The organism is Bacillus sp. S71 (assembly GCF_016625265.1).
Taxonomy (GTDB): Bacteria; Bacillota; Bacilli; order Bacillales; family Bacillaceae_G; genus Bacillus_A; species Bacillus_A cereus.
Genome location: NZ_JACVUW010000001.1, coordinates 282,138 through 302,605, shown reverse-complemented (window position 1 = coordinate 302,605; position 20,468 = coordinate 282,138). Strand labels below are relative to the sequence as shown.

The following is a 20,468-nucleotide window of genomic DNA, read 5'->3' as shown; positions in this document are numbered from 1 at the left end:
TATAAAATTGTATTTTGAAAAGGGGGATGCTGTATGCGGATTTTAGTATTAGGCGCTGGTGGAGTCGGAGGATTTTTTGGTGGCAGATTAGTCGAGAAGGGAGAAGATGTCACGTTTCTTGTTCGTAGTAAACGGAAAAAACAATTAGAGGAAAGAGGACTTGTAATCCGAAGTGTTAACGGGGATTTTTCCTTCCGACCGAAATTAATAACGAAAGAAGAGCGAACTTCTCCATTTGATGTCATTTTATTTTCAACAAAAGCGTATCACTTAAACGAGGCAATTCAAGATTTGAAGCCGTTTGTTGGCGGAAATACTGTAATCATTCCATTGTTAAATGGTATCGCTCATTTATCGCTATTACAAAAAGAATTCGGCGAAGAAAAAGTAATTGGCGGTTTATGCTTTATCGAGACGACGTTAAACGATCAAGGAGAAATTGTACAAACTAGCGCTGCCAACAGACTTGTGTTTGGAGAAATTAAGTCTCAAAATTCAGAGAGAGTAAAGCATATTTCTAAAGCATTTTCAGGTACGAAATCTAGTTTTGTTTTAAGTGAAAATATTACGCAAGATATGTGGCATAAATATTTATTTATTACTGTAATGTCAGGTGTGACAACGTTAATGCGTGCACCAATTGGACCAATCCGTGAAAGTGAAGGCGGCCGTGATTTTATCCGTAATGTGTTTGAGGAATCTGTACAAATCATGAGAGTATTAGGAGCTCCAGTAAAGGCTAATATTGCCCAGGAACATATGAAAACGATTGATAAAATTTCGTATGATATGAAGTCATCAATGCAACGTGATATGGAAAAGGGTTCGTTTATTGAAGGGAAGCACTTGCAAGGATATTTACTGGATGTAGCAGAGAAGTTTTCTATAGCGGCACCATTATTAGAATCTATATATCAAAATTTAAAGGTGTATGAAGAGATGACCTTTAACAAATCTGTAATAGAATTAGATGTATGAAAAAATAAAAAAGATAGCAATATATAAGTGTATTGCTATCTTTTTTATTTTTTGTATGACAAATTATTTATTTTTTTTCGTTCTATCTGTCAAATTTATTTCCTGTTCACGTTTACCATATAACTGATTAATTTCATTTGCTACTGCATCTAAATATGAATCGGAAAAAATAGGTTTCTTTTCTTTAGACATATGGGTCTCCTTTGCGGATTTTTAATATTCATTATGTATATTTCTCAGCGGATTATGCGCAATCATTTTAATTTTTTTCTTATTAAAAATTTTTGTTTACTTTTTGAAAATAAAGGAGTATTATAATCCACAGTTTCAATTTTCTAAATCGCTGAAACCGCATGGTACGGGGGACCCGTTTTTACGGATTAGTACATAATCCGATGGGGTGAATCCTTGAAAAAGGTAGGGCTACTCATAGGCCCGAATCCGACAGCTAACCTCGTAAGCGTTATATTGAGAAGGAAGGTGGAGCTTGTGCGACAAAAAAAATAATGTCTACAAGTCTATTTCGCTATGGCTTGTAGACATTTTTTGTTTTCTGAAGAAATCGTTTACTGGCTGTAACAAGCAGAAAAGTTCGTACAAAATTATTGGAGAGTGGACAGCATTGGTTTCATCTATTAAAAGATTTTTAATTGGAAGACCGTTAAAATCAACAGAGCTTGGAGAACAAAAGCTTAATAAAACGAAAGCTTTAGCTATTTTATCTTCTGATGCATTGTCATCAGTTGCTTACGGTCCAGAGCAAATTTTAATTGCTTTAGCAGGTGTGGGAGCGATCGCTTATTGGTATTCCATTCCGATCGCTGTTGGGGTATTAGTATTATTGACAGCCCTTATTTTATCTTATCGTCAAATTATTTTTGCTTATCCGCATGGCGGGGGAGCGTATGTTGTATCAAAAGAAAATTTAGGGATGAATCCAGGCTTAATTGCTGGAGGATCTTTATTAGTCGACTATATTTTAACTGTTGCGGTAAGTGTATCTGCAGGTACAGATGCGCTAACATCTGCTTTTCCTAGTTTACATGCACATAATGTAATCATTGCGATTATATTTGTTATATTTATTACGATCTTAAATTTAAGAGGAGTAACGGAATCAGCTTCTGTTTTAGCATATCCTGTTTATTTATTTGTTTTAGCCCTATTTATATTAATTGGTGTAGGCATATATAATATTTTGACTGGTCACGTTTCACCAACTTTACACACGCCGATCGGAACGCCGGTTGCGGGTATTAGTTTGTTTTTACTGTTAAGAGCATTTGCATCAGGTAGTTCTGCTTTAACAGGTGTTGAAGCAATTTCAAATGCAATTCCGAACTTTAAAGATCCTGCGCCAAACAATGCTGCAAAAACATTGCTTGCAATGGGTGCATTACTTGCTGTGTTATTTTCAGGAATTGTATTTTTAGCTTATTATTACGGAGTGACGCCGAGTAAAGAAGTAACAGTTGTTTCTCAAATTGCTGAACAAACATTTGGACGTAATTTCATGTACTATTTCATACAAGGTACAACAGCTTTAATATTAATTCTCGCAGCTAATACAGGCTATTCTGCATTTCCTTTATTAGCGGTTAACCTCGCAAAAGATAAATTCATACCGAGAATGTTTACGATTAGAGGAGACCGTCTAGGTTACTCAAACGGTATTATAATACTTGGAGTTGCTTCGATTATTTTAATTGTAGCTTTCCAAGGACAAACAGAACATTTAATTCCGTTATATGCAGTAGGTGTATTTATTCCATTTACACTTTCTCAAACAGGGATGGTATTAAAGTGGCTTCGTGAAAAACCTGAAGGATGGGCTTTAAAATTAACGGTTAATTTAATTGGTGCAGTTATTAGTTTTATCGTAATGAGCATGTTCTTTTTAACTAAATTTGCACAAGTTTGGTCGATTCTTATTTTCTTACCAGTTATTATCTTCTTATTCCATCGAATTAAGAAGCATTATGATGCAGTGGGTGATCAATTAAGTTTAAAAACTTGCGAGCCTCTTATTCCAATTGAGGGGAATGTAATTGTCGTTCCTGTAGCAGGTATGACGCATGTAGTAGAAAATTCATTGAACTATGCGAAATCTCTTTCTGCAGATCAAGTTATCGCTGTATATGTTGCTTTTGACAGAGAAGAGGAAAAGAAATTTGAAGAGAAATGGAAGGTGTGGCAACCTGAAGTAAGGCTTGTTACATTACATTCTCATTATAGAAGTATTATTCAGCCGTTAACGAAGTTCATTGATACAGTGCAATATAAGGCAAGTGAATCGAATTACCGCGTTACGGTCGTTATACCACAGTTCATTCCGAAAAAAGGTTGGCATAACATTCTTCATAATCAATCCAGTTTACTCATACGTGCGTATTTACTTTATAAAAGAAATGTTGTTATTACGACAGTCCCATATCATTTAAAAAAATAAGAAGATTTTTGAAGGATAGCTTCGTGAAAATGAAGCTATCCTTTTTGTGTATATGCTATGCATAATTGCATATGGGTTTAAAAGTTATATGGATATAATTTTATTAGTTATTTATAAGTAGTGTTTTCTGTTGTGATATATAGATATTTCAATCGATACAGTGAATCGGATTATATTTTGAAATAAGGACATGAAAGCTTGGAAATAAAGGGAATGAAAATACTTCTTTACGTTATATAAACAGCTGTGTTTAAATGACCTTACAGTACAAAACATATATGAAAACAAAACGAAATTTCATATTTACGCATGTTTTTTAGTTTAAAATGAATAATATTTTTACGTAATATATTCACTATGTGAATGTGGGAATTTCGATGAAATAGAAAATTTATACAATATTATTCATACTAAACACATATGAAAAATAATAAAATGTTTTGTGGCGATAAGTAAGTACTGTAGCAATATGAGAGAGGTGGTTCATACATGGATCGTGGTGAGGACGTTCTCTATTTTAACCATCTCAAGTTATGGGCAAAAAAATAGAATAATAAAATGCGATAGTAATAGTTGCTAATACATAGGAGGAGTTAAAGTGAAAAAGACTTTAATTACAGGGTTATTGGTTACAGCAGTATCTACGAGTTGCTTCATTCCTGTAAGCGCTTACGCCAAGGAGGGGCAAACGGAAGTGAAAACAGTATATGCGCAAAATGTAATTGCTCCAAATACATTATCCAATTCAATTAGAATGTTAGGATCACAATCACCGCTTATTCAAGCATACGGATTAATTATTTTGCAACAGCCAGACATTAAGGTAAATGCGATGAGTAGCTTAACGAATCATCAAAAGTTCGCAAAGGCGAATGTGCGAGAGTGGATTGATGAATATAATCCGAAGCTAATTGACTTAAATCAAGAAATGATGAGATACAGCACTAGATTTAATAGCTATTATAGTAAGCTCTATGAACTAGCAGGAAACGTAAATGAAGATCAGCAAGCAAAAGCAGATTTTATGAGTGCATATGGAAAATTACAATTGCAAGTACAAAGCATCCAAGAGAGTATGGAGCAAGATTTATTAGAGTTAAATCGATTTAAAACAGTATTAGACAAAGATAGTAACAACTTATCAATTAAAGCCGATGAAGCAATAAAAACACTGCAAGGATCAAGTGGAGATATTGTGAAATTAAGAGAAGATATTAAAAGAATTCAAGGGGAAATTCAAGCTGAACTAACTACTATTTTGAATAGACCTCAAGAAATCATTAAAGGTTCTATTAATATCGGTAAACAAGTATTTACAATCACAAATCAAACTGCACAAACGAAAACAATCGATTTTGTTTCTATCGGTACTTTAAGTAATGAAATTGTAAATGCTGCAGATAGTCAAACGAGAGAAGCAGCTCTTCGCATTCAACAAAAGCAAAAAGAGTTATTACCACTTATTCAAAAGTTATCACAAACTGAAGCAGAGGCGACTCAAATTACATTCGTTGAAGATCAAGTAAATAGCTTTACAGAATTAATTGATCGTCAAATTACAACTTTAGAAACGTTATTAACGGATTGGAAAGTTTTAAATAATAATATGATTCAAATTCAAAAGAATGTTGAAGAAGGCACGTATACAGACAGTAGTTTACTTCAAAAACATTTCAATCAAATTAAAAAAGTAAGTGATGAAATGAATAAACAAACAAATCAATTTGAAGATTACGTTACAAACGTTGAAGTACATTAAGCAGAAAAATAATTAGCGATATAGGGAGAGAAGAAAAATGACAAAAAAACCATATAAAGTAATGGCTCTATCAGCACTTATGGCAGTATTTGCAGCAGGAAACATTATGCCAGCCCATACGTATGCAGCTGAAAGCACAGTGAAACAAGCTCCAGTTCATGCGGTAGCAAAAGCTTATAATGACTATGAAGAATACTCATTAGGACCAGAAGGCTTAAAAGATGCAATGGAAAGAACAGGTTCAAATGCTTTAGTAATGGATCTGTACGCTTTAACAATTATTAAACAAGGTAATGTTAACTTTGGGAATGTATCATCTGTTGATGCGGCTTTAAAAGGAAAAGTCATTCAGCATCAAGATACAGCGAGAGGAAATGCGAAGCAATGGTTAGATGTATTAAAACCACAGCTTATTTCAACGAATCAAAATATCATTAACTACAATACGAAATTCCAAAACTATTATGATACTTTAGTTGCTGCAGTTGATGCAAAGGATAAAGCAACTCTTACGAAAGGCTTAACTAGATTATCAAGTAGTATTAATGAAAATAAAGCGCAAGTGGATCAGTTAGTAGAAGACTTGAAGAAATTCCGAAATAAAATGACTTCGGATACGCAAAACTTCAAGGGTGATGCAAATCAAATTACATCTATATTAGCTAGTCAAGATGCAGGAATTCCACTATTACAAAATCAAATTACAACGTACAATGAAGCAATTAGTAAATATAATGCAATTATTATCGGTTCATCTGTTGCGACAGCTCTAGGACCAATTGCAATTATCGGTGGTGCAGTAGTTATTGCTACGGGCGCAGGAACACCGCTAGGAGTAGCATTAATTGCAGGTGGCGCAGCAGCTGTAGGCGGTGGTACAGCTGGAATCGTATTAGCGAAGAAAGAGCTTGATAATGCACAAGCAGAAATTCAAAAGATAACAGGACAAGTTACAACTGCGCAATTAGAAGTAGCAGGATTAACGAACATTAAAACACAAACAGAGTATTTAACAAATACAATTGATACTGCAATTACAGCGTTACAAAATATTTCAAACCAATGGTACACAATGGGATCAAAATACAATTCTTTACTTCAAAATGTAGATTCTATTAGTCCAAATGACCTAGTTTTCATTAAAGAAGATTTAAGCATTGCGAAAGATAGCTGGAAAAACATTAAAGACTATGCAGAAAAGATTTATGCGGAAGATATTAAAGTAGTAGATACGAAAAAAGCATAATCGAATACGAATCGTTAGAGCGTTAAGTGTTGATGAATGGTTTGAAGCTCCTGTTCAGTTGTGAGCAGGAGCTTTTTATACTTTTATAAAGAAAATAGGTGAAAAGTATGCAGAAAAGATTTTATAAAAAATGCCTTTTAACGTTAATGATTGCTGGAGTGGCAACGAGTAACGCATTTCCTTTACATCCTTTTGCAGCAGAACAAAACGTAAAAACATTGCAAGAAAGTGCGAAAAATTATTCTCTAGGGCCAGCTGGATTCCAAGACGTTATGGCGCAAACGACATCGAGCATATTTGCAATGGATTCATATGCAAAATTAATTCAAAATCAGCAAGAGACAGATTTAAGTAAAATAAGTTCGATTAATAGTGAATTTAAAGGGAATATGATTCAGCATCAAAGAGATGCAAAAGTTAATGCAGCATATTGGTTAAATAATATGAAGCCTCAAATTATGAAAACGGATCAAAATATTATAAATTACAATAATACTTTTCAATCGTATTATAACGACATGTTAATAGCGATTGATCAAAAGGATAGCGGAAAATTAAAAGCGGATTTAGAAAAGTTGTATGCGGATATTGTAAAGAATCAAAATGAGGTAGATGGATTATTAGGGAATTTGAAAGCTTTTCGCGATAGAATGGCGAAAGATACAAATAGTTTCAAAGAGGATACAAATCAGTTAACAGCGATATTGGCAAGTACGAATGCTGGTATTCCAGCTCTAGAGCAACAAATAAATACATATAACGATTCGATTAAAAAGAGTAATGATATGGTCATTGCTGGTGGCGTACTTTGCGTAGCTCTAATAACATGTCTTGCTGGTGGGCCGATGATTGCGGTTGCGAAAAAAGATATCGCAAATGCAGAAAGAGAAATCGCCAATTTAAAAGATAGAATTTCAGGAGCACAAGCAGAAGTCTTAATTTTGACTGATGTAAAAAATAAAACAACAAACATGACAGAAACAATTGATGCAGCAATTACAGCACTACAAAACATATCAAATCAATGGTATACAGTAGGTGCAAAATATAATAATTTACTACAAAACGTAAAAGGAATTTCTCCAGAAGAGTTTACGTTTATAAAAGAAGATTTACATACAGCGAAAGATAGCTGGAAAGATGTAAAGGATTATACAGAAAAATTACATGAAGGTGTGGCAAAGTAAACAGTGGACTAGTTCTGCTGTTTATTTTTTTATCCTGTTTTTTGTGAGAGTTGAACTTGCAATTATATATAAGTTTGTCATGTGTTTTATCCATGTGTGTCTAAAAATATTTCCGTTATCGCTCCCTTTGATAGAATCCATTTTCATATGAGTTTTTTACTGAATTTTTTAAAAATTAAATTTTACGGCTTGATAATTCATTCAAAATGATTTAATCTTATGTCAAATGATATGTTTATCTATCAAAAATGCTTTTATAAAGATAAAGGAGTGATTGAGAATGTTAATCGTCCCATTGATGGTAAGTCTTTAGGTGCAGTAGCATTGAAAAGATTGGGAAGAACTGAGTGAGCTTTCACAATAAAGAACTCTATAACTTTATGTAGTGTTTGATACCCTTCGATTAGATTTTTTGAAAAACAAATCAATATTAATTGAATCAAAGTTTAGAAATTAAATATATGAGTAGTAGAAAAAATCCATTAGTTGTTATCATGTTCTAATAAAAAATGGGAAATGGAAATTCTGAGAAAACCTGTTCAGAAAGTAAGTTAGTGAGGGGAATTCAAAACCAATTTAATAAAAGCGAGGTAAATAATATGACTTTTGAAGAAAAATTACAAGCATATGCAGAACTTACGGTGAAAATCGGTGTCAATATTCAACCAGGGCAATACTTATTAGTCAATACATCAGTGGATGCATTGGATTTCGCCCGTATAATTGTGAAAGAGGCTTATAAGGCTGGGGCAGGGCGTGTTCATGTTAATTTTTCGGATGAAGAAATGGAACGTGCTTACTTTGATTATGCCTCAGATGAAGAATTTAATCGCTTCCCAGAGTGGATAGTCAAAATGAATGATGAGCTGATCGAACGTAAAGGAGCACTATTAATGATAGATGCTACAGATCCTGATAAATTTACAGGTATTTCATCTGATCGTCTAGCTACCTATCAAAAGGTAGCAGGAGCTGCTCTGAGAAACAATCGCAACGCCGTAATGAAGGATTCAATAGCTTGGTCGATGGTAGCAGTTCCTTCACCAAAGTGGGCATCGAAGGTGTTCCCAGGTTTAGCAACTGAGGATCAAGTACCAGCATTATGGGAGGCTATTTTTAAAGCTGTTCGTATTGGTGACGGCAGTGCTATTGAAAAATGGCGTGAACATGTAACAAATTTAGAATCTCGTGCGGTCCTACTGAACGATAAAAAATATATGAAGCTTCACTATACAGCGCCAGGTACTGATTTAACAATTGCATTAGCACCACAGCATAAATGGGTTACTGGAGGTGGTAAAACTCCTGATGATACTATCTTTATGGCTAATATGCCGACAGAAGAGGTTTATACGTTACCGATGAAACAAGGTGTAAATGGCTATGTAAGCAATACAAAACCATTAGTTTATCAAGGGAATATTATCGATGGCTTTAAACTGACATTTGAAGAAGGAAAAATTGTTAAAGCTGAAGCACAGGTAGGACATGATTTATTACAAGAGCTTATTAATGTGGATGAAGGCTCTTGCTATTTAGGTGAAGTAGCACTTGTACCACATGAATCACCAATTTCAGCATCGGGAATTTTATATTTTAATACATTGTTTGATGAAAATGCATCGAACCATTTAGCGATTGGTAAAGCTTATCCAACTTGCTTAGAGGATGGAAGAGATTTAGAAAACGATCAGCTTGAAACGTTAGGGGCAAATATTTCTGTAACACATGAGGACTTTATGATTGGTAGCAGTGAGATGGACATTGACGGTATTCTACCAGATGGAACTGTAGAACCAATTTTCCGTAAAGGTAGCTGGGCATTTTAAGTTTTTAATTTGAATAAAGGAGTAGAGTGGATGAAACGGTTACTAAGCATAATTAGTGCAACTATATAGGTGTTTCATCTGCTTTTGCTTAGGCTGAAAACTACCTCTTTAATTAGAAGTAAAATGCATGCAAAGGAGATAGGCCAATGAATTTCTGGGAAGTTGTTTTGATAGTAGTGAATTTTAGTCTATTGAGTTGGATACTGTTAATAGGCAGAGAAACGAAAAAGTGGTCTAAATTAGCTACTTTGATTGCCGTTGTAATGGTTACAGTTCAGTTATTGGCAGAAGGTTTTAGGTGGCAGATGATTCCGGCATATGTATCCCCAGTTATCTTAATTTTATGCTATTTATTAGCTGGGCGGAAAAAGGGCTTTAGAAGTTCGGGTGTATTCATAGTTAAGACTTCGTTACTATGTATCTATTTGTCTGTAGCAGTTGCGCTACCCTTACTTATGCCAGTATTTTCATTTGAAGAACCAACTGGTCCACATAAGATCGGTACGAAGCTATATCATTGGGTTGATCATCAGAGAAATGAACCATATTCGAAAAATCCAAATAATCGGCGCGAACTGATGGTGCAAATTTGGTATCCTGCAGCTGAAAAAAGCAAGGGGGATCCAGAACCTTATATTCGTAACATAAATGAGCTCTCCAAGGGATTGGAAAAAACATTGTCTATTCCTGCATTTGCATTCAGCCACATGGAATTGGTAAAGTCTCATTCGTTTATGGATTTACAACTCTCAGACTCAGAGAATCACTATCCCATATTACTCTTCTCTCATGGTTTTAATGGTTTTCGTAATCAAAACACGTTTCAAGTTGAGGAGTTGGCTAGTCAAGGATATATTGTTCTAAGTATCGATCATACCTTTGATGCTGCAGCTACCGTCTTTCCAGGTGGTCGAACTGCTTACGTACAGCCCATCAATTTAACTGATGAAGGAGATAGTCACATAAAATTATGGGAGGAAGATGTCAGCTTTGTCCTTAATCAGATAGAGAAACTTAACGAAAACGATGAGACCGGTTTCTTTACAGGAAGACTGGATACCTCGCGAATTGGAATGTTTGGCCACTCTTACGGTGGAGCTACCGCAGCACAAATACTTGCAAAAGATTCTCGTGTCAAAGCAGCTATCAATATGGATGGTACATTGTATGGTGAAATCTTGCCTGAAAGTGGCATTGGAAAACCATTTCTGCTCATGAATGCAGAAGAGCCTGATGAAGCAGATCCCTTTGAAGTGAGGGAGCGATACGGACGCGGGTTAGCTGGCGGTGGTATGTCAATGGTCATTCCTCATACGGATCATACAAGCTTTACCGATTTACATTTGTTCTCACCTCTGTTGCAGAGCCCAGGTGAAAATCCAAAGGAAGTTCATCGTATTATTAACGAATTCAGTCTGGCATTTTTTGACCAGTATGTAAAACAGAAGGATGACGGCTCAACCCTTAAAAGGCTGATAACCCAATACCCGGAAGTGAATTTTAAAATAAACCGATAACTTTATGTAGAAAGTAACTCGTACCATTTCCTTTGGCTCTTGTATTTATTACATTAAAGAATTTAATTTCTTCATCGTTATCTAAATAATGAAATACTAAAAATGAAATATTCAAAGTACTATCAGTTTCAGGAATATAATTCTTTTTGAAAAGCTACATTCAGCAGCTGGACACTTTATTTGAGATTGTTTATTATAATATCAAATGATATATTTATCTATCAAAAATGACGACTTTATACAGAAAAAGGGAGAGATTGACGATGAAGAAAGACTTGTCAGCGTTGAAGGAAGCGAGATTTAATGCAATTCTTGATTCAGCTACTATATTGCTTGTTGAAAATCCTACTGCTTCGATGAATGAAATTGCGGAATATGCGGGAATTGGAATTGCTACACTCCATCGCTACGTCGAAAGCAGGGAGAAATTGATGCTGTTCTTGGGCCATCGGGCTATACAACTGGTAAGTGATACTGTAAACCAGATTCCACTGGATGAGGAAAGAAGCGAAAACTATATCCCGGAACTCATTGAAGCGTTAATCCCTTTAGGTGACAAAATCTATTTTCTAGGTCATGATGCATCTGTATTTAACAACAAAGAATTAGGTGAAGCAGAAGAGAAGCTGAGGGAACCCTTAAGACGCGTTATTGAATTGCTACAACAAAGAGGTTACTTTCAGCAAACAGTTAGCAGTGAATGGATTTTGAATACGCTTTATGCTCTGCTTTTCCATACCTGGGAACAGGTACATGAAGGAAATGTGGCTAAAAAATCTGCTGCAGAGCTTGTTTTAAATACATTTTATTATGGTTTCAAAGCTAAGGATGAATTGAGAGGGAAGTGAACTGATTCAAATCCATGATAATTAATATTAATAATATAGAAAGTGAAAAGGAGCAATAGGATAATGAATAAAATCTCTATTGTAAAGGCTGTTCATCAATCCATGGTCGGCGCCCAGCTAAATGTAATGGCATTGGAATACATGGCGTTTCCACTTGCAGGATCTGAGGAGAAGAACACAGTCGATTGGACATTTTGTAAGCTATGGCGGCAGGAGAACAACCGTTTTAGTCATCAATACGCCTATGAAGCTCAAATGGACGGGAAAACTTTAGGGATGATTACTTGCTATCCCACACCCGTTTTAAATCGTCTTGCCTGGCCCACTTTTAAACAGCTGCTTTCGTTCCGAAAGCTGGGTTTTGTTGTTTATAACGTTCTGAATATCAAAATGCTTTATTCCATGTTTACCTTGAAGGAGGGAGAAGATGACGAGTTTCACATCGGAACAATTGCCTTACTGCCCGAAAGTCGAGGACTAGGGATAGGTACCAGATTAATTGAGTTTGCTGAGGAACAAGCTTCGCTGCAAGGCTTTGCCAAATGCTCTCTGACGGTAAAGAAAGAGAACCAACTTGCCATTAAATTGTATCAGAGGATAGGCTACCAGATTACAGGTGAAATCAATAAACCAAAGTTATCGTTGTACAGAATGGTCAAAAACGTAGAACCTTACAACCATTTATAAAAAATTTGTACAGTATTAGAGGGTACCAGCACATGCCCATAAGCTTAAGGATTCAAAATTACCCCAAAGTAAAAAATGTACATTTTTTTACAAGTTAACACAAAATTTTAGCTTGATAGTGATGAGATGAGGCTTCTATATAAAAAAACACAGTTTACACTCAAACTGTGTTTTTTCAACGTACAATGATTTATCAACATCTCTTTTTATTCTTTAAAATCTGCAACAGAACCAGGACCCTCCTCAAAGTATAAATTTCAAGGGAGGAACCGTTTTTTTATTTACTTATATACGTACAGCTGTACCACTTACAGCAACCATTAACATTCCATCACGTACAACTTCGTAATCTACGTCAATACCAACGATAGCGTTCGCACCTTTTTGTTTTGCAAGTTCTTTCATTTCGTCCATTGCAATATCACGAGCGTCTTTTAGCTTACTTTCATAAGCACCAGCACGGCCACCGACAACATCACGAACTGAAGCGAATAAATCGCGGACAATGTTTGCACCCATAATAGCTTCACCATTTACAATATCAATATACTCAATAATTTCTTTACCTTGAATTCCAGAAGTTGTTGTTACAATCATGACTGACACTCTCCTAATAAGTTGTAGTTTTGATAAGATTTCTTATGCCTTAGAAAAAGTGGTTCTGGTGCCAAAAATACTCGATAGAAACATAAAGTATTTTTGCATCAAAACCTTCAATTGTTTAACATATGTATCGCTATGACATATGCAATTGAATGAAAGTGATGCAATTGTTTAACATATGTATCGCCATAACATATGCAATGGATCTCTTAGAAATAAGATAAGCTACAGTAAGTATCACCGAGCCAGGTAAATAAATAGCAATATCCGAAAGCTGATTCGTATGAAGAACTGTAAAAATTATAATCGAGATGATAGATGCAATAGCAGTACCAATATAATGTGAAAAACGATTTAATATTATATGACGAAACACAATTTCTTCAAGCAATGGCCCTAGAATACCAAATACTAGCAATGTAAAAATAAGAGGTATCCCCGTACCTGTTTCAAGGAGCTGTTCTTGGTTCTCTGGCTGGGTAGTTGCTAGAAAACGCATAACAGATTGTTCTACAATTACCGTAAATAAAACCACCAGAGGAACACTTACTATTTTCAAAATTGTTTTCTCTTTAAAATAAGTAAAACTTTCAATAATTTCTTTCCTAAAGAAAATTATTCCTACAATAGCAGGTACAGTCAAACCGATGGCACTAAGAGCAAATTCTGATTCAACTAAATTGCTGTTAGTTAAAAGTGATAGGCCAAATAATATGAACAAGCCAATTTGAAGTAGTGCAAACATTGTATAAACTATTAGCATAATAATTTCTTTTTTATTCATTTTTATAAAGTTCACTTTATTGCCCCCGTAATTAAATTACCTATAATCTTTGATTTTTCTTTCTGCATAACGTTCTCCTTCTAAATATATTTATATTAAAAACCGGACGGTTCGGTCTGAATCGAAATCTAATGATACTACAAGTTTCTAGTTTTTTAAACCCTTTTAACGAAATCAAAATGGTAAAAAGCAAATATATTTATATCTCAGTTGCTTTGTTACAATTTAATTCCAATAATCATTAATGATTAATCTTTTATAGAATGAAGTGAGAGTGGGGTGGTTCAAACACTTTAGCTAAACATATTAATAAAAATTATATATAATAATCATAGTCTATACGTTAAAATTAACTATATATTTTTACACCTTCTACAATTGTAGGTGAAATTAGTTGTATAACAGGACTGAATTAAATAATTGGACATGTTAATTTTGACAGAAAATTTATTTGAATGATATAGATAATACAATTTGATTACCTCTTTTCAAACTGTATTGTTTGAGGTTCACATAATATAGGGATGGATAATATATTTTTGTTCCAAACTTATTTATACTTACAAAAAAATTCAAGAAAATAGATGGTAAATATCACCTGAAATATTAAGCTCGTTTTTATTAGGAGGATTACAAAGCATGACTAAAGTTGATAAGGTTAAAGAAAAAATTATTGAAACATCTTTATATTTATTTAATACTAATGGGATAACTCGCACATCCATCCAGGATATAATGACAGCTACTGAACTACCTAAAGGATCTATTTATCGTAGATTCAAAAGTAAAGAAGAAATTGTCCTTGCTGCCTACGACAAAAGTGGTGAGATTATGTGGAGTCATTTTCATAAAGCAATGGAAAATAAAAAGACAGCAATTGATAAAATCCTTGCAATTTTCCTTGTATATCAAGATGCAGCTAATAATCCTCCTATTGCTGGAGGCTGTCCATTACTTAATAGCGCAATTGAAAGTACTGGAGTATTTCCAGAATTACAAAAAGCAGCAGCAAAAGGTTATGATGATACAGTAATGTTAATGGCTTCTCTCATAAAAGAAGGAATAGAGAAACAAGAACTTAAAGAAGATATAGATATTATATCGCTCGCTTCTTTTCTTGCATCTTCAATGGAGGGAGCTATTATGGCAAGTCGCGTATCTAACGATAATATACACCATCATTATTTTATTGAACAAATAAAACATCATCTTTTCTCTTATTCTAAATAAGTGAGAACTTGCAGTGTTTCCATCCGATTTTTATAAACTTAAATTGAATACATACCCCTTATGAACAGTATCTTTTGTTTATGAGGGGTATTTGAATAGCTTTTAGACGATGTTTCATGTTTCTTATTGAACGGCTTTGTTATCGTTACTACAGGAAAAGCAATAAAGAATGAATTACATATAAACTGATTTATATGTTGTAAGTGTTTCTATATTGAGTTTGTAAATCTACACAATAAGGTTTCATTGTATATAATACGTAGAATAGAAGTTCAGTTAGATAAAATTCGGTAGTCGAATTTTTTTGCATAAAGCTGTATAATGCTTGTAACGAAAGGGAAATACAGGAAGGGATTTGTAATGAGTTACTATGGAAAAAGATAAACAACAATTAAGCGTTGAAGTTGCAAGATTATATTATCAATCAGATTATAGTCAGCAAGAAATTGCTAACAAATTAAATATTTCAAGACCGACGATTTCTAGATTGTTAAAGTACGCGAAAGAAAAAGGGTTTGTTCAAATTAGCATCGCCGATCCATTTGCGGATTTAGATAACGTTGGGAATTTACTGAAAGAAAAGTACAACTTGTTAGAGGCACATGTTGTGTTTTCTCCAGTACCGGAATATGCAACGATTACAGAGTATATAAGTAAATATGCTGCTGAGTATATGGAAAAGACGGTTAAAAACGGTGATATTGTTGGTGTAAGCTGGGGAATGACGATGTATGAAATTGCTAGAAAAATCGTACCGCAACATGTAAAAGGGGTAGAGGTTGTCCAGCTAAAAGGTGGCATTAGTCATTCGAGTGTAAATACATATGCGAATGAGACGATAGCTTTATTTGCAGATGCTTTTCAAACGACGCCAAGAAATTTACCTCTTCCAGTTATATTTGATAATGCAGTGACAAAAGAATTAGTAGAGCAGGATCGACATATTCATCACATTATCGAAATGGGGAAACAAGCGAATATTGCAGTTTTCACTGTAGGAACAGTGCGAGACGAAGCGCTGTTATTCCGATTAGGTTATTTCGATAAGGATGAAACAAGTTTACTCAAAAAACAATCAGTCGGTGACATTTGTTCACGTTTCTTTGATGGAGACGGAAATATTAGTAGCGAAGAGATTAATCAGCGTACAATTGGAATTGAGTTAGAGGAACTGAAATTAAAGAAACGCTCTATTTTAGTTGCAGGTGGTAATAGAAAAATAAAAGCAATTGATGGTGCGTTACGTGGCGGGTATGCAAATGTATTAATTATCGATCAGCATACAGCAAAAGAACTGTTACATTATGAAAAAGGTTAGAAATAAAAGGAGTTCTCAAAATGTTAATTTTGAGAACTCCTTTTATTTTGTTATGTATGAATGATAGGAGTCTTTTTTGAACACAAATTGCCTTTTTAAAAATAATTATGGATATGGAGATACATACTACCATTGTTAACATAGAAAATTTGATTATATATGAAGTGTTCTTTGTTAGAATGCGCTTTATTTACTACAAGAAAATGCCTTTTAAAAAAGAATGAACAAAATTTCAAAAGTGTATTTACATTTGTTCAACTAAGAGTTAGAATGAAGTTGTTAAAAGATATGAGGAGTGAAGATAATGAACATTGCAAAGTTAATTGACCATACAATTTTAAAAGCTAATACTACTAAAGAAGATGTTATGAAAGTAATCGAAGAAGCAAAGGAATATAAATTCGCTTCTGTTTGTATTAACCCAACATGGGTAAAATTAGCGGCTGATGAACTAGCTGGACATGATGTAGACGTTTGTACTGTAATCGGTTTCCCATTAGGAGCAAGCACTACTGAAACAAAAGCATTTGAAACAAAAGATGCTATTGCAAAAGGTGCAACTGAAGTTGATATGGTAATCAACGTAGGCGCTTTAAAAGATGGTGACAACGAACTTGTTGAAAAAGACATTTATGAAGTAGTACAAGCAGCAAAAGGAAAAGCTCTTGTAAAAGTAATCATTGAAACTTGTCTATTAACAGATGAAGAGAAAGTACGTGCTTGTGAATTATCAGTAAAAGCTGGTGCTGATTTCGTAAAAACTTCAACTGGATTCTCAACTGGCGGAGCAACTGCTGAAGATATCGCATTAATGCGTAAAACAGTAGGACCAAACATTGGTGTAAAAGCATCTGGCGGTGTTCGTACACGTGAAGATGCAGACAAAATGGTAGCTGCTGGAGCTTCTCGCGTTGGAGCAAGTGCTAGTGTTGCAATCGTATTAAATGATGCAAAAGGTGCTACAGATAACTACTAATCGATAAAAGGTTAAAGCAATAGATATACGTTTAAAGTATATCTATTGCTTTAATAATTGAAAAAATGTAAGCGGATACGAATGGGAGGAAACGGCTTATGAAATACTTAATCGGTGTTTTTGGCCTCGTATTGATTTTAGGTATCGCTTGGCTTGCTAGTAATGATAGAAAGAAAGTCAAATATCGTCCAATCATAACGATGGTTATATTACAATTCATTTTGGGGTTTCTATTATTAAATACAAGTGTAGGGAATATATTAATTAGCGGAATAGCAGATGGTTTTGGAGAGTTATTAAAATATGCCGCTGACGGTGTGAATTTCGTATTTGGTGGATTAGTAAATCAAAAAGAGTTTTCGTTCTTTTTAAGTGTATTAATGCCAATCGTATTTATATCAGCCTTAATAGGTATTTTGCAACATATTAAAGTATTACCTATTATTGTGAAATCTATCGGTCTAGCATTAAGTAAAGTAAATGGAATGGGGAAACTAGAATCATATAACGCTGTGGCATCGGCGATTTTAGGACAATCGGAAGTATTTATTTCGGTTAAGAAACAACTAGGGTTATTGCCAGAGAAAAGAATGTATACATTATGTGCATCAGCAATGTCTACAGTTTCTATGTCTATCGTTGGATCATATATGGTTTTATTAAAACCACAATATGTTGTAACCGCTTTAGTGCTTAACTTATTCGGTGGCTTCATCATTGCTTCTATCATTAACCCGTATGAAGTTACCGAAGAAGAAGATATGTTAGAAGTACAAGAAGAAGAGAAAAAGACCTTCTTTGAAGTATTAGGGGAATACATTATTGATGGATTTAAAGTTGCGATTACAGTAGCAGCTATGTTAGTCGGTTTCGTTGCTCTTATCGCATTCATTAATGCAGTATTTAAAGGTGTAATCGGTATTTCATTCCAAGAAATTCTTGGTTATGCATTTGCACCATTTGCATTTATTATGGGTGTACCTTGGCATGAAGCAGTTAATGCCGGAAATATTATGGCAACAAAATTAGTATCAAATGAATTTGTCGCTATGACAGATTTAGCACAAGGAAACTTTAATTTCTCAGATAGAACGACAGCGATTATCTCTGTATTCTTAGTTTCATTTGCAAACTTCTCTTCAATTGGGATTATTGCAGGGGCAGTTAAGAGCTTAAATGAACAGCAAGGGAATGTAGTCGCAAGATTTGGTTTGAAATTACTATTCGGTGCAACATTAGTAAGTTTCTTATCAGCAACAATCGTTGGCTTACTATTTTAATAGATTCATATAATATAAAAAGGAATGGTGATTGTAATGAGAATGGTAGATATTATTGCAAAAAAACGTGAAGGCAAAGAAATAACGACTGAAGAAATCAAATTCTTTATTAATGGATATACAGACGGAAGTATTCCTGATTATCAAGTGAGTGCGCTTGCAATGGCAATCTTCTTTAAAGATATGACAGATCGCGAACGTGCAGATTTAACGATGGCGATGGTTGAGTCTGGAGAAACGATCGACTTATCAGCAATTGAAGGAATTAAAGTAGACAAACATTCAACTGGCGGTGTTGGTGATACAACAACATTAGTATTAGGACCATTAGTAGCTGCTTTAGATGTACCAGTAGCAAAAATGTCTGGTCGTGGTTTAGGGCATACAGGCGGAACAATTGATAAATTAGAAGCGGTAGAAGGATTCCACGTTGAAATTACGAAAGAACAATTCATTGATATTGTAAACCGTGACAAAGTAGCTGTTATTGGACAAACAGGAAACTTAACACCTGCAGATAAAAAGATTTATGCATTACGCGACGTAACAGGAACTGTTAACTCAATTCCTTTAATCGCAAGTTCAATTATGAGTAAAAAAATTGCAGCTGGTGCTGACGCAATCGTACTTGATGTAAAAACAGGTGCTGGTGCATTTATGAAAACAGAAGAAGATGCAAAAGAATTAGCACATGCAATGGTACGTATCGGAAATAATGTAGGACGTCAAACAATGGCAGTTATTTCAGATATGTCACAACCTCTTGGATTTGCGATTGGTAATGCTCTAGAAGTGAAAGAAGCGATTGATACGTTAAAAGGTGAAGGTCCAGAAGATTTAACAGAATTAGTACTTGTATTAGGAAGTCAAATGGTCGTACTTGCGAAAAAAGCAAATACGTTAGAAGAAGCTCGTGAAATGCTAATTGAAGTGATGAAAAACGGAAAAGCAACTGAGAAATTTAAAGAGTTCTTAAGCAATCAAGGCGGAGATAGCTCAATTGTAGACAATCCAGAAAAAATGCCACAAGCGAAGTATGTAATTGATGTACCTGCAAAAACTTCAGGTGTTATTTCTAACATTGTTGCAGATGAGATTGGTATTGCAGCTATGTTACTTGGTGCAGGTCGTGCAACGAAGGAAGATGAAATCGATTTAGCAGTAGGATTAATGTTACGTAAAAAAGTTGGCGATGCAGTAAAAGAAGGCGAGCCGTTCGTAACAATCTACGCAAATCGTGAAAATGTAGAAGATGTAAAAGCAAAAATTTATGAGAACATCTCTATCGCTGAAACAGCAGTGGCTCCTAAATTAGTTCATACAGTTATTACTGACTAATGATCATTTCATTTACTTTGAGGGGGAAATAATATGGATAAGAAAAAATATATTGAAGAAGCAAACAAGATGTTATCGAAAGCGTATATTCCGTATTCTAAATTTCCTGTTGGCGCAGCGTTAGTTACGAAAGAAGGGAAAATCTATACGGGTTGTAATATAGAAAATGCTTCTTACGGTTTATGTAACTGTGCAGAAAGAACAGCAATATTTAAAGCGGTATCAGAAGGGGAGCGCGATTTTAGTTACTTAGTTATTACAGGAGAAACTGATGGACCGATTTCACCATGTGGTGCGTGTAGACAAGTAATTGCTGAATTCTGTGATCCGAAAATGCCTGTATTACTAACGAATGTAAAAGGTGATGAAAAAGAAGTGACTGTTGAGCAATTACTTCCAGGTGCTTTCACAATTGACGATTTAAAATAAGTTAAAAAGC

The 20,468-nt window shown here is 34.5% G+C and carries 18 protein-coding genes and 1 riboswitch; of the genes, 15 read left to right on the top strand and 3 right to left on the bottom strand.

Features of this window, described 5'->3' with window-relative positions; all coding sequences use genetic code 11:
- The first annotated feature begins 33 nt into the window (after nucleotides 1-33).
- Nucleotides 34-978 (top strand): 2-dehydropantoate 2-reductase, encoded by a 945-nt coding sequence (gene panE, locus IBT51_RS01395; protein WP_200457935.1) that lies wholly within the window; start codon nucleotides 34-36, stop codon nucleotides 976-978.
- A gap of 63 nt (nucleotides 979-1,041) precedes the next feature.
- Here the strand turns inward: panE and IBT51_RS27190 are convergent, their stop codons facing one another.
- Entirely contained in the window at nucleotides 1,042-1,170 is a 129-nt protein-coding gene (locus IBT51_RS27190) for a hypothetical protein (RefSeq protein WP_267911475.1), read from the bottom strand.
- A 139-nt stretch (nucleotides 1,171-1,309) separates the two neighbouring features.
- Nucleotides 1,310-1,456, top strand: a riboswitch (cyclic di-AMP (ydaO/yuaA leader).
- A 144-nt stretch (nucleotides 1,457-1,600) separates the two neighbouring features.
- Here IBT51_RS27190 and IBT51_RS01390 point away from each other — a divergent pair.
- The 8 genes from IBT51_RS01390 (at nucleotide 1,601) to IBT51_RS01355 (ending at nucleotide 12,500) form a co-directional block, all read left to right on the top strand.
- Nucleotides 1,601-3,427 (top strand): APC family permease, encoded by a 1,827-nt coding sequence (locus IBT51_RS01390; protein WP_088025339.1) that lies wholly within the window; start codon nucleotides 1,601-1,603, stop codon nucleotides 3,425-3,427.
- Between the two features lie 598 nt (nucleotides 3,428-4,025).
- The gene (nheA, locus tag IBT51_RS01385) at nucleotides 4,026-5,186 is read left to right on the top strand and encodes a non-hemolytic enterotoxin NHE subunit A (protein WP_000751827.1); all 1,161 of its coding nucleotides are present in this window, start codon (nucleotides 4,026-4,028) and stop codon (nucleotides 5,184-5,186) included.
- A gap of 37 nt (nucleotides 5,187-5,223) precedes the next feature.
- Nucleotides 5,224-6,432 carry a non-hemolytic enterotoxin NHE subunit B gene (gene nheB / locus IBT51_RS01380; protein ID WP_200457934.1) on the top strand — a complete coding sequence of 403 codons (1,209 nt, stop codon included), beginning with the start codon at nucleotides 5,224-5,226 and terminating at the stop codon, nucleotides 6,430-6,432.
- A 107-nt stretch (nucleotides 6,433-6,539) separates the two neighbouring features.
- Entirely contained in the window at nucleotides 6,540-7,619 is a 1,080-nt protein-coding gene (nheC, locus tag IBT51_RS01375; RefSeq protein WP_088025333.1) for a non-hemolytic enterotoxin NHE subunit C, read from the top strand.
- 599 nt (nucleotides 7,620-8,218) lie between these two features.
- Nucleotides 8,219-9,448 carry an aminopeptidase gene (locus tag IBT51_RS01370; protein ID WP_078401675.1) on the top strand — a complete coding sequence of 410 codons (1,230 nt, stop codon included), beginning with the start codon at nucleotides 8,219-8,221 and terminating at the stop codon, nucleotides 9,446-9,448.
- A 146-nt stretch (nucleotides 9,449-9,594) separates the two neighbouring features.
- Nucleotides 9,595-10,965, top strand: a complete 1,371-nt coding sequence (locus IBT51_RS01365; RefSeq protein ID WP_200457933.1) for an alpha/beta hydrolase family protein — start codon at nucleotides 9,595-9,597, stop codon at nucleotides 10,963-10,965.
- A 263-nt stretch (nucleotides 10,966-11,228) separates the two neighbouring features.
- A complete protein-coding gene (locus IBT51_RS01360; RefSeq protein ID WP_000710981.1) occupies nucleotides 11,229-11,813 on the top strand; it encodes a TetR/AcrR family transcriptional regulator in 585 nt (194 codons plus the stop codon).
- Nucleotides 11,814-11,876: 63 nt separating this feature from the next.
- The gene (locus IBT51_RS01355; protein ID WP_200457932.1) at nucleotides 11,877-12,500 is read left to right on the top strand and encodes a GNAT family N-acetyltransferase; all 624 of its coding nucleotides are present in this window, start codon (nucleotides 11,877-11,879) and stop codon (nucleotides 12,498-12,500) included.
- Nucleotides 12,501-12,785: 285 nt separating this feature from the next.
- On the opposite strand, the gene IBT51_RS01350 is transcribed toward IBT51_RS01355, so the two are convergent.
- Nucleotides 12,786-13,097, bottom strand: a complete 312-nt coding sequence (locus IBT51_RS01350; protein ID WP_000637505.1) for a heavy metal-binding domain-containing protein — start codon at nucleotides 13,095-13,097, stop codon at nucleotides 12,786-12,788.
- A 139-nt stretch (nucleotides 13,098-13,236) separates the two neighbouring features.
- Nucleotides 13,237-13,902, bottom strand: a complete 666-nt coding sequence (locus IBT51_RS01345) for a CPBP family glutamic-type intramembrane protease (RefSeq protein ID WP_200457931.1) — start codon at nucleotides 13,900-13,902, stop codon at nucleotides 13,237-13,239.
- 624 nt (nucleotides 13,903-14,526) lie between these two features.
- Here IBT51_RS01345 and IBT51_RS01340 point away from each other — a divergent pair.
- The 6 genes from IBT51_RS01340 to IBT51_RS01315 all read left to right on the top strand — a co-directional run bounded on the left by IBT51_RS01340 (nucleotide 14,527) and on the right by IBT51_RS01315 (nucleotide 20,458).
- Nucleotides 14,527-15,117, top strand: a complete 591-nt coding sequence (locus IBT51_RS01340) for a TetR/AcrR family transcriptional regulator (protein WP_016082055.1) — start codon at nucleotides 14,527-14,529, stop codon at nucleotides 15,115-15,117.
- Nucleotides 15,118-15,487: 370 nt separating this feature from the next.
- Nucleotides 15,488-16,435, top strand: a complete 948-nt coding sequence (locus IBT51_RS01335) for a sugar-binding transcriptional regulator (RefSeq protein ID WP_016082054.1) — start codon at nucleotides 15,488-15,490, stop codon at nucleotides 16,433-16,435.
- Between the two features lie 304 nt (nucleotides 16,436-16,739).
- A complete protein-coding gene (gene deoC / locus IBT51_RS01330) occupies nucleotides 16,740-17,411 on the top strand; it encodes a deoxyribose-phosphate aldolase (protein ID WP_200457930.1) in 672 nt (223 codons plus the stop codon).
- Nucleotides 17,412-17,509: 98 nt separating this feature from the next.
- The gene (locus IBT51_RS01325) at nucleotides 17,510-18,691 is read left to right on the top strand and encodes a NupC/NupG family nucleoside CNT transporter (RefSeq protein WP_200457929.1); all 1,182 of its coding nucleotides are present in this window, start codon (nucleotides 17,510-17,512) and stop codon (nucleotides 18,689-18,691) included.
- 36 nt (nucleotides 18,692-18,727) lie between these two features.
- The gene (locus IBT51_RS01320) at nucleotides 18,728-20,029 is read left to right on the top strand and encodes a pyrimidine-nucleoside phosphorylase (RefSeq protein ID WP_200457928.1); all 1,302 of its coding nucleotides are present in this window, start codon (nucleotides 18,728-18,730) and stop codon (nucleotides 20,027-20,029) included.
- A gap of 33 nt (nucleotides 20,030-20,062) precedes the next feature.
- Entirely contained in the window at nucleotides 20,063-20,458 is a 396-nt protein-coding gene (locus IBT51_RS01315) for a cytidine deaminase (RefSeq protein ID WP_000358533.1), read from the top strand.
- Nucleotides 20,459-20,468: the final 10 nt, after the last annotated feature.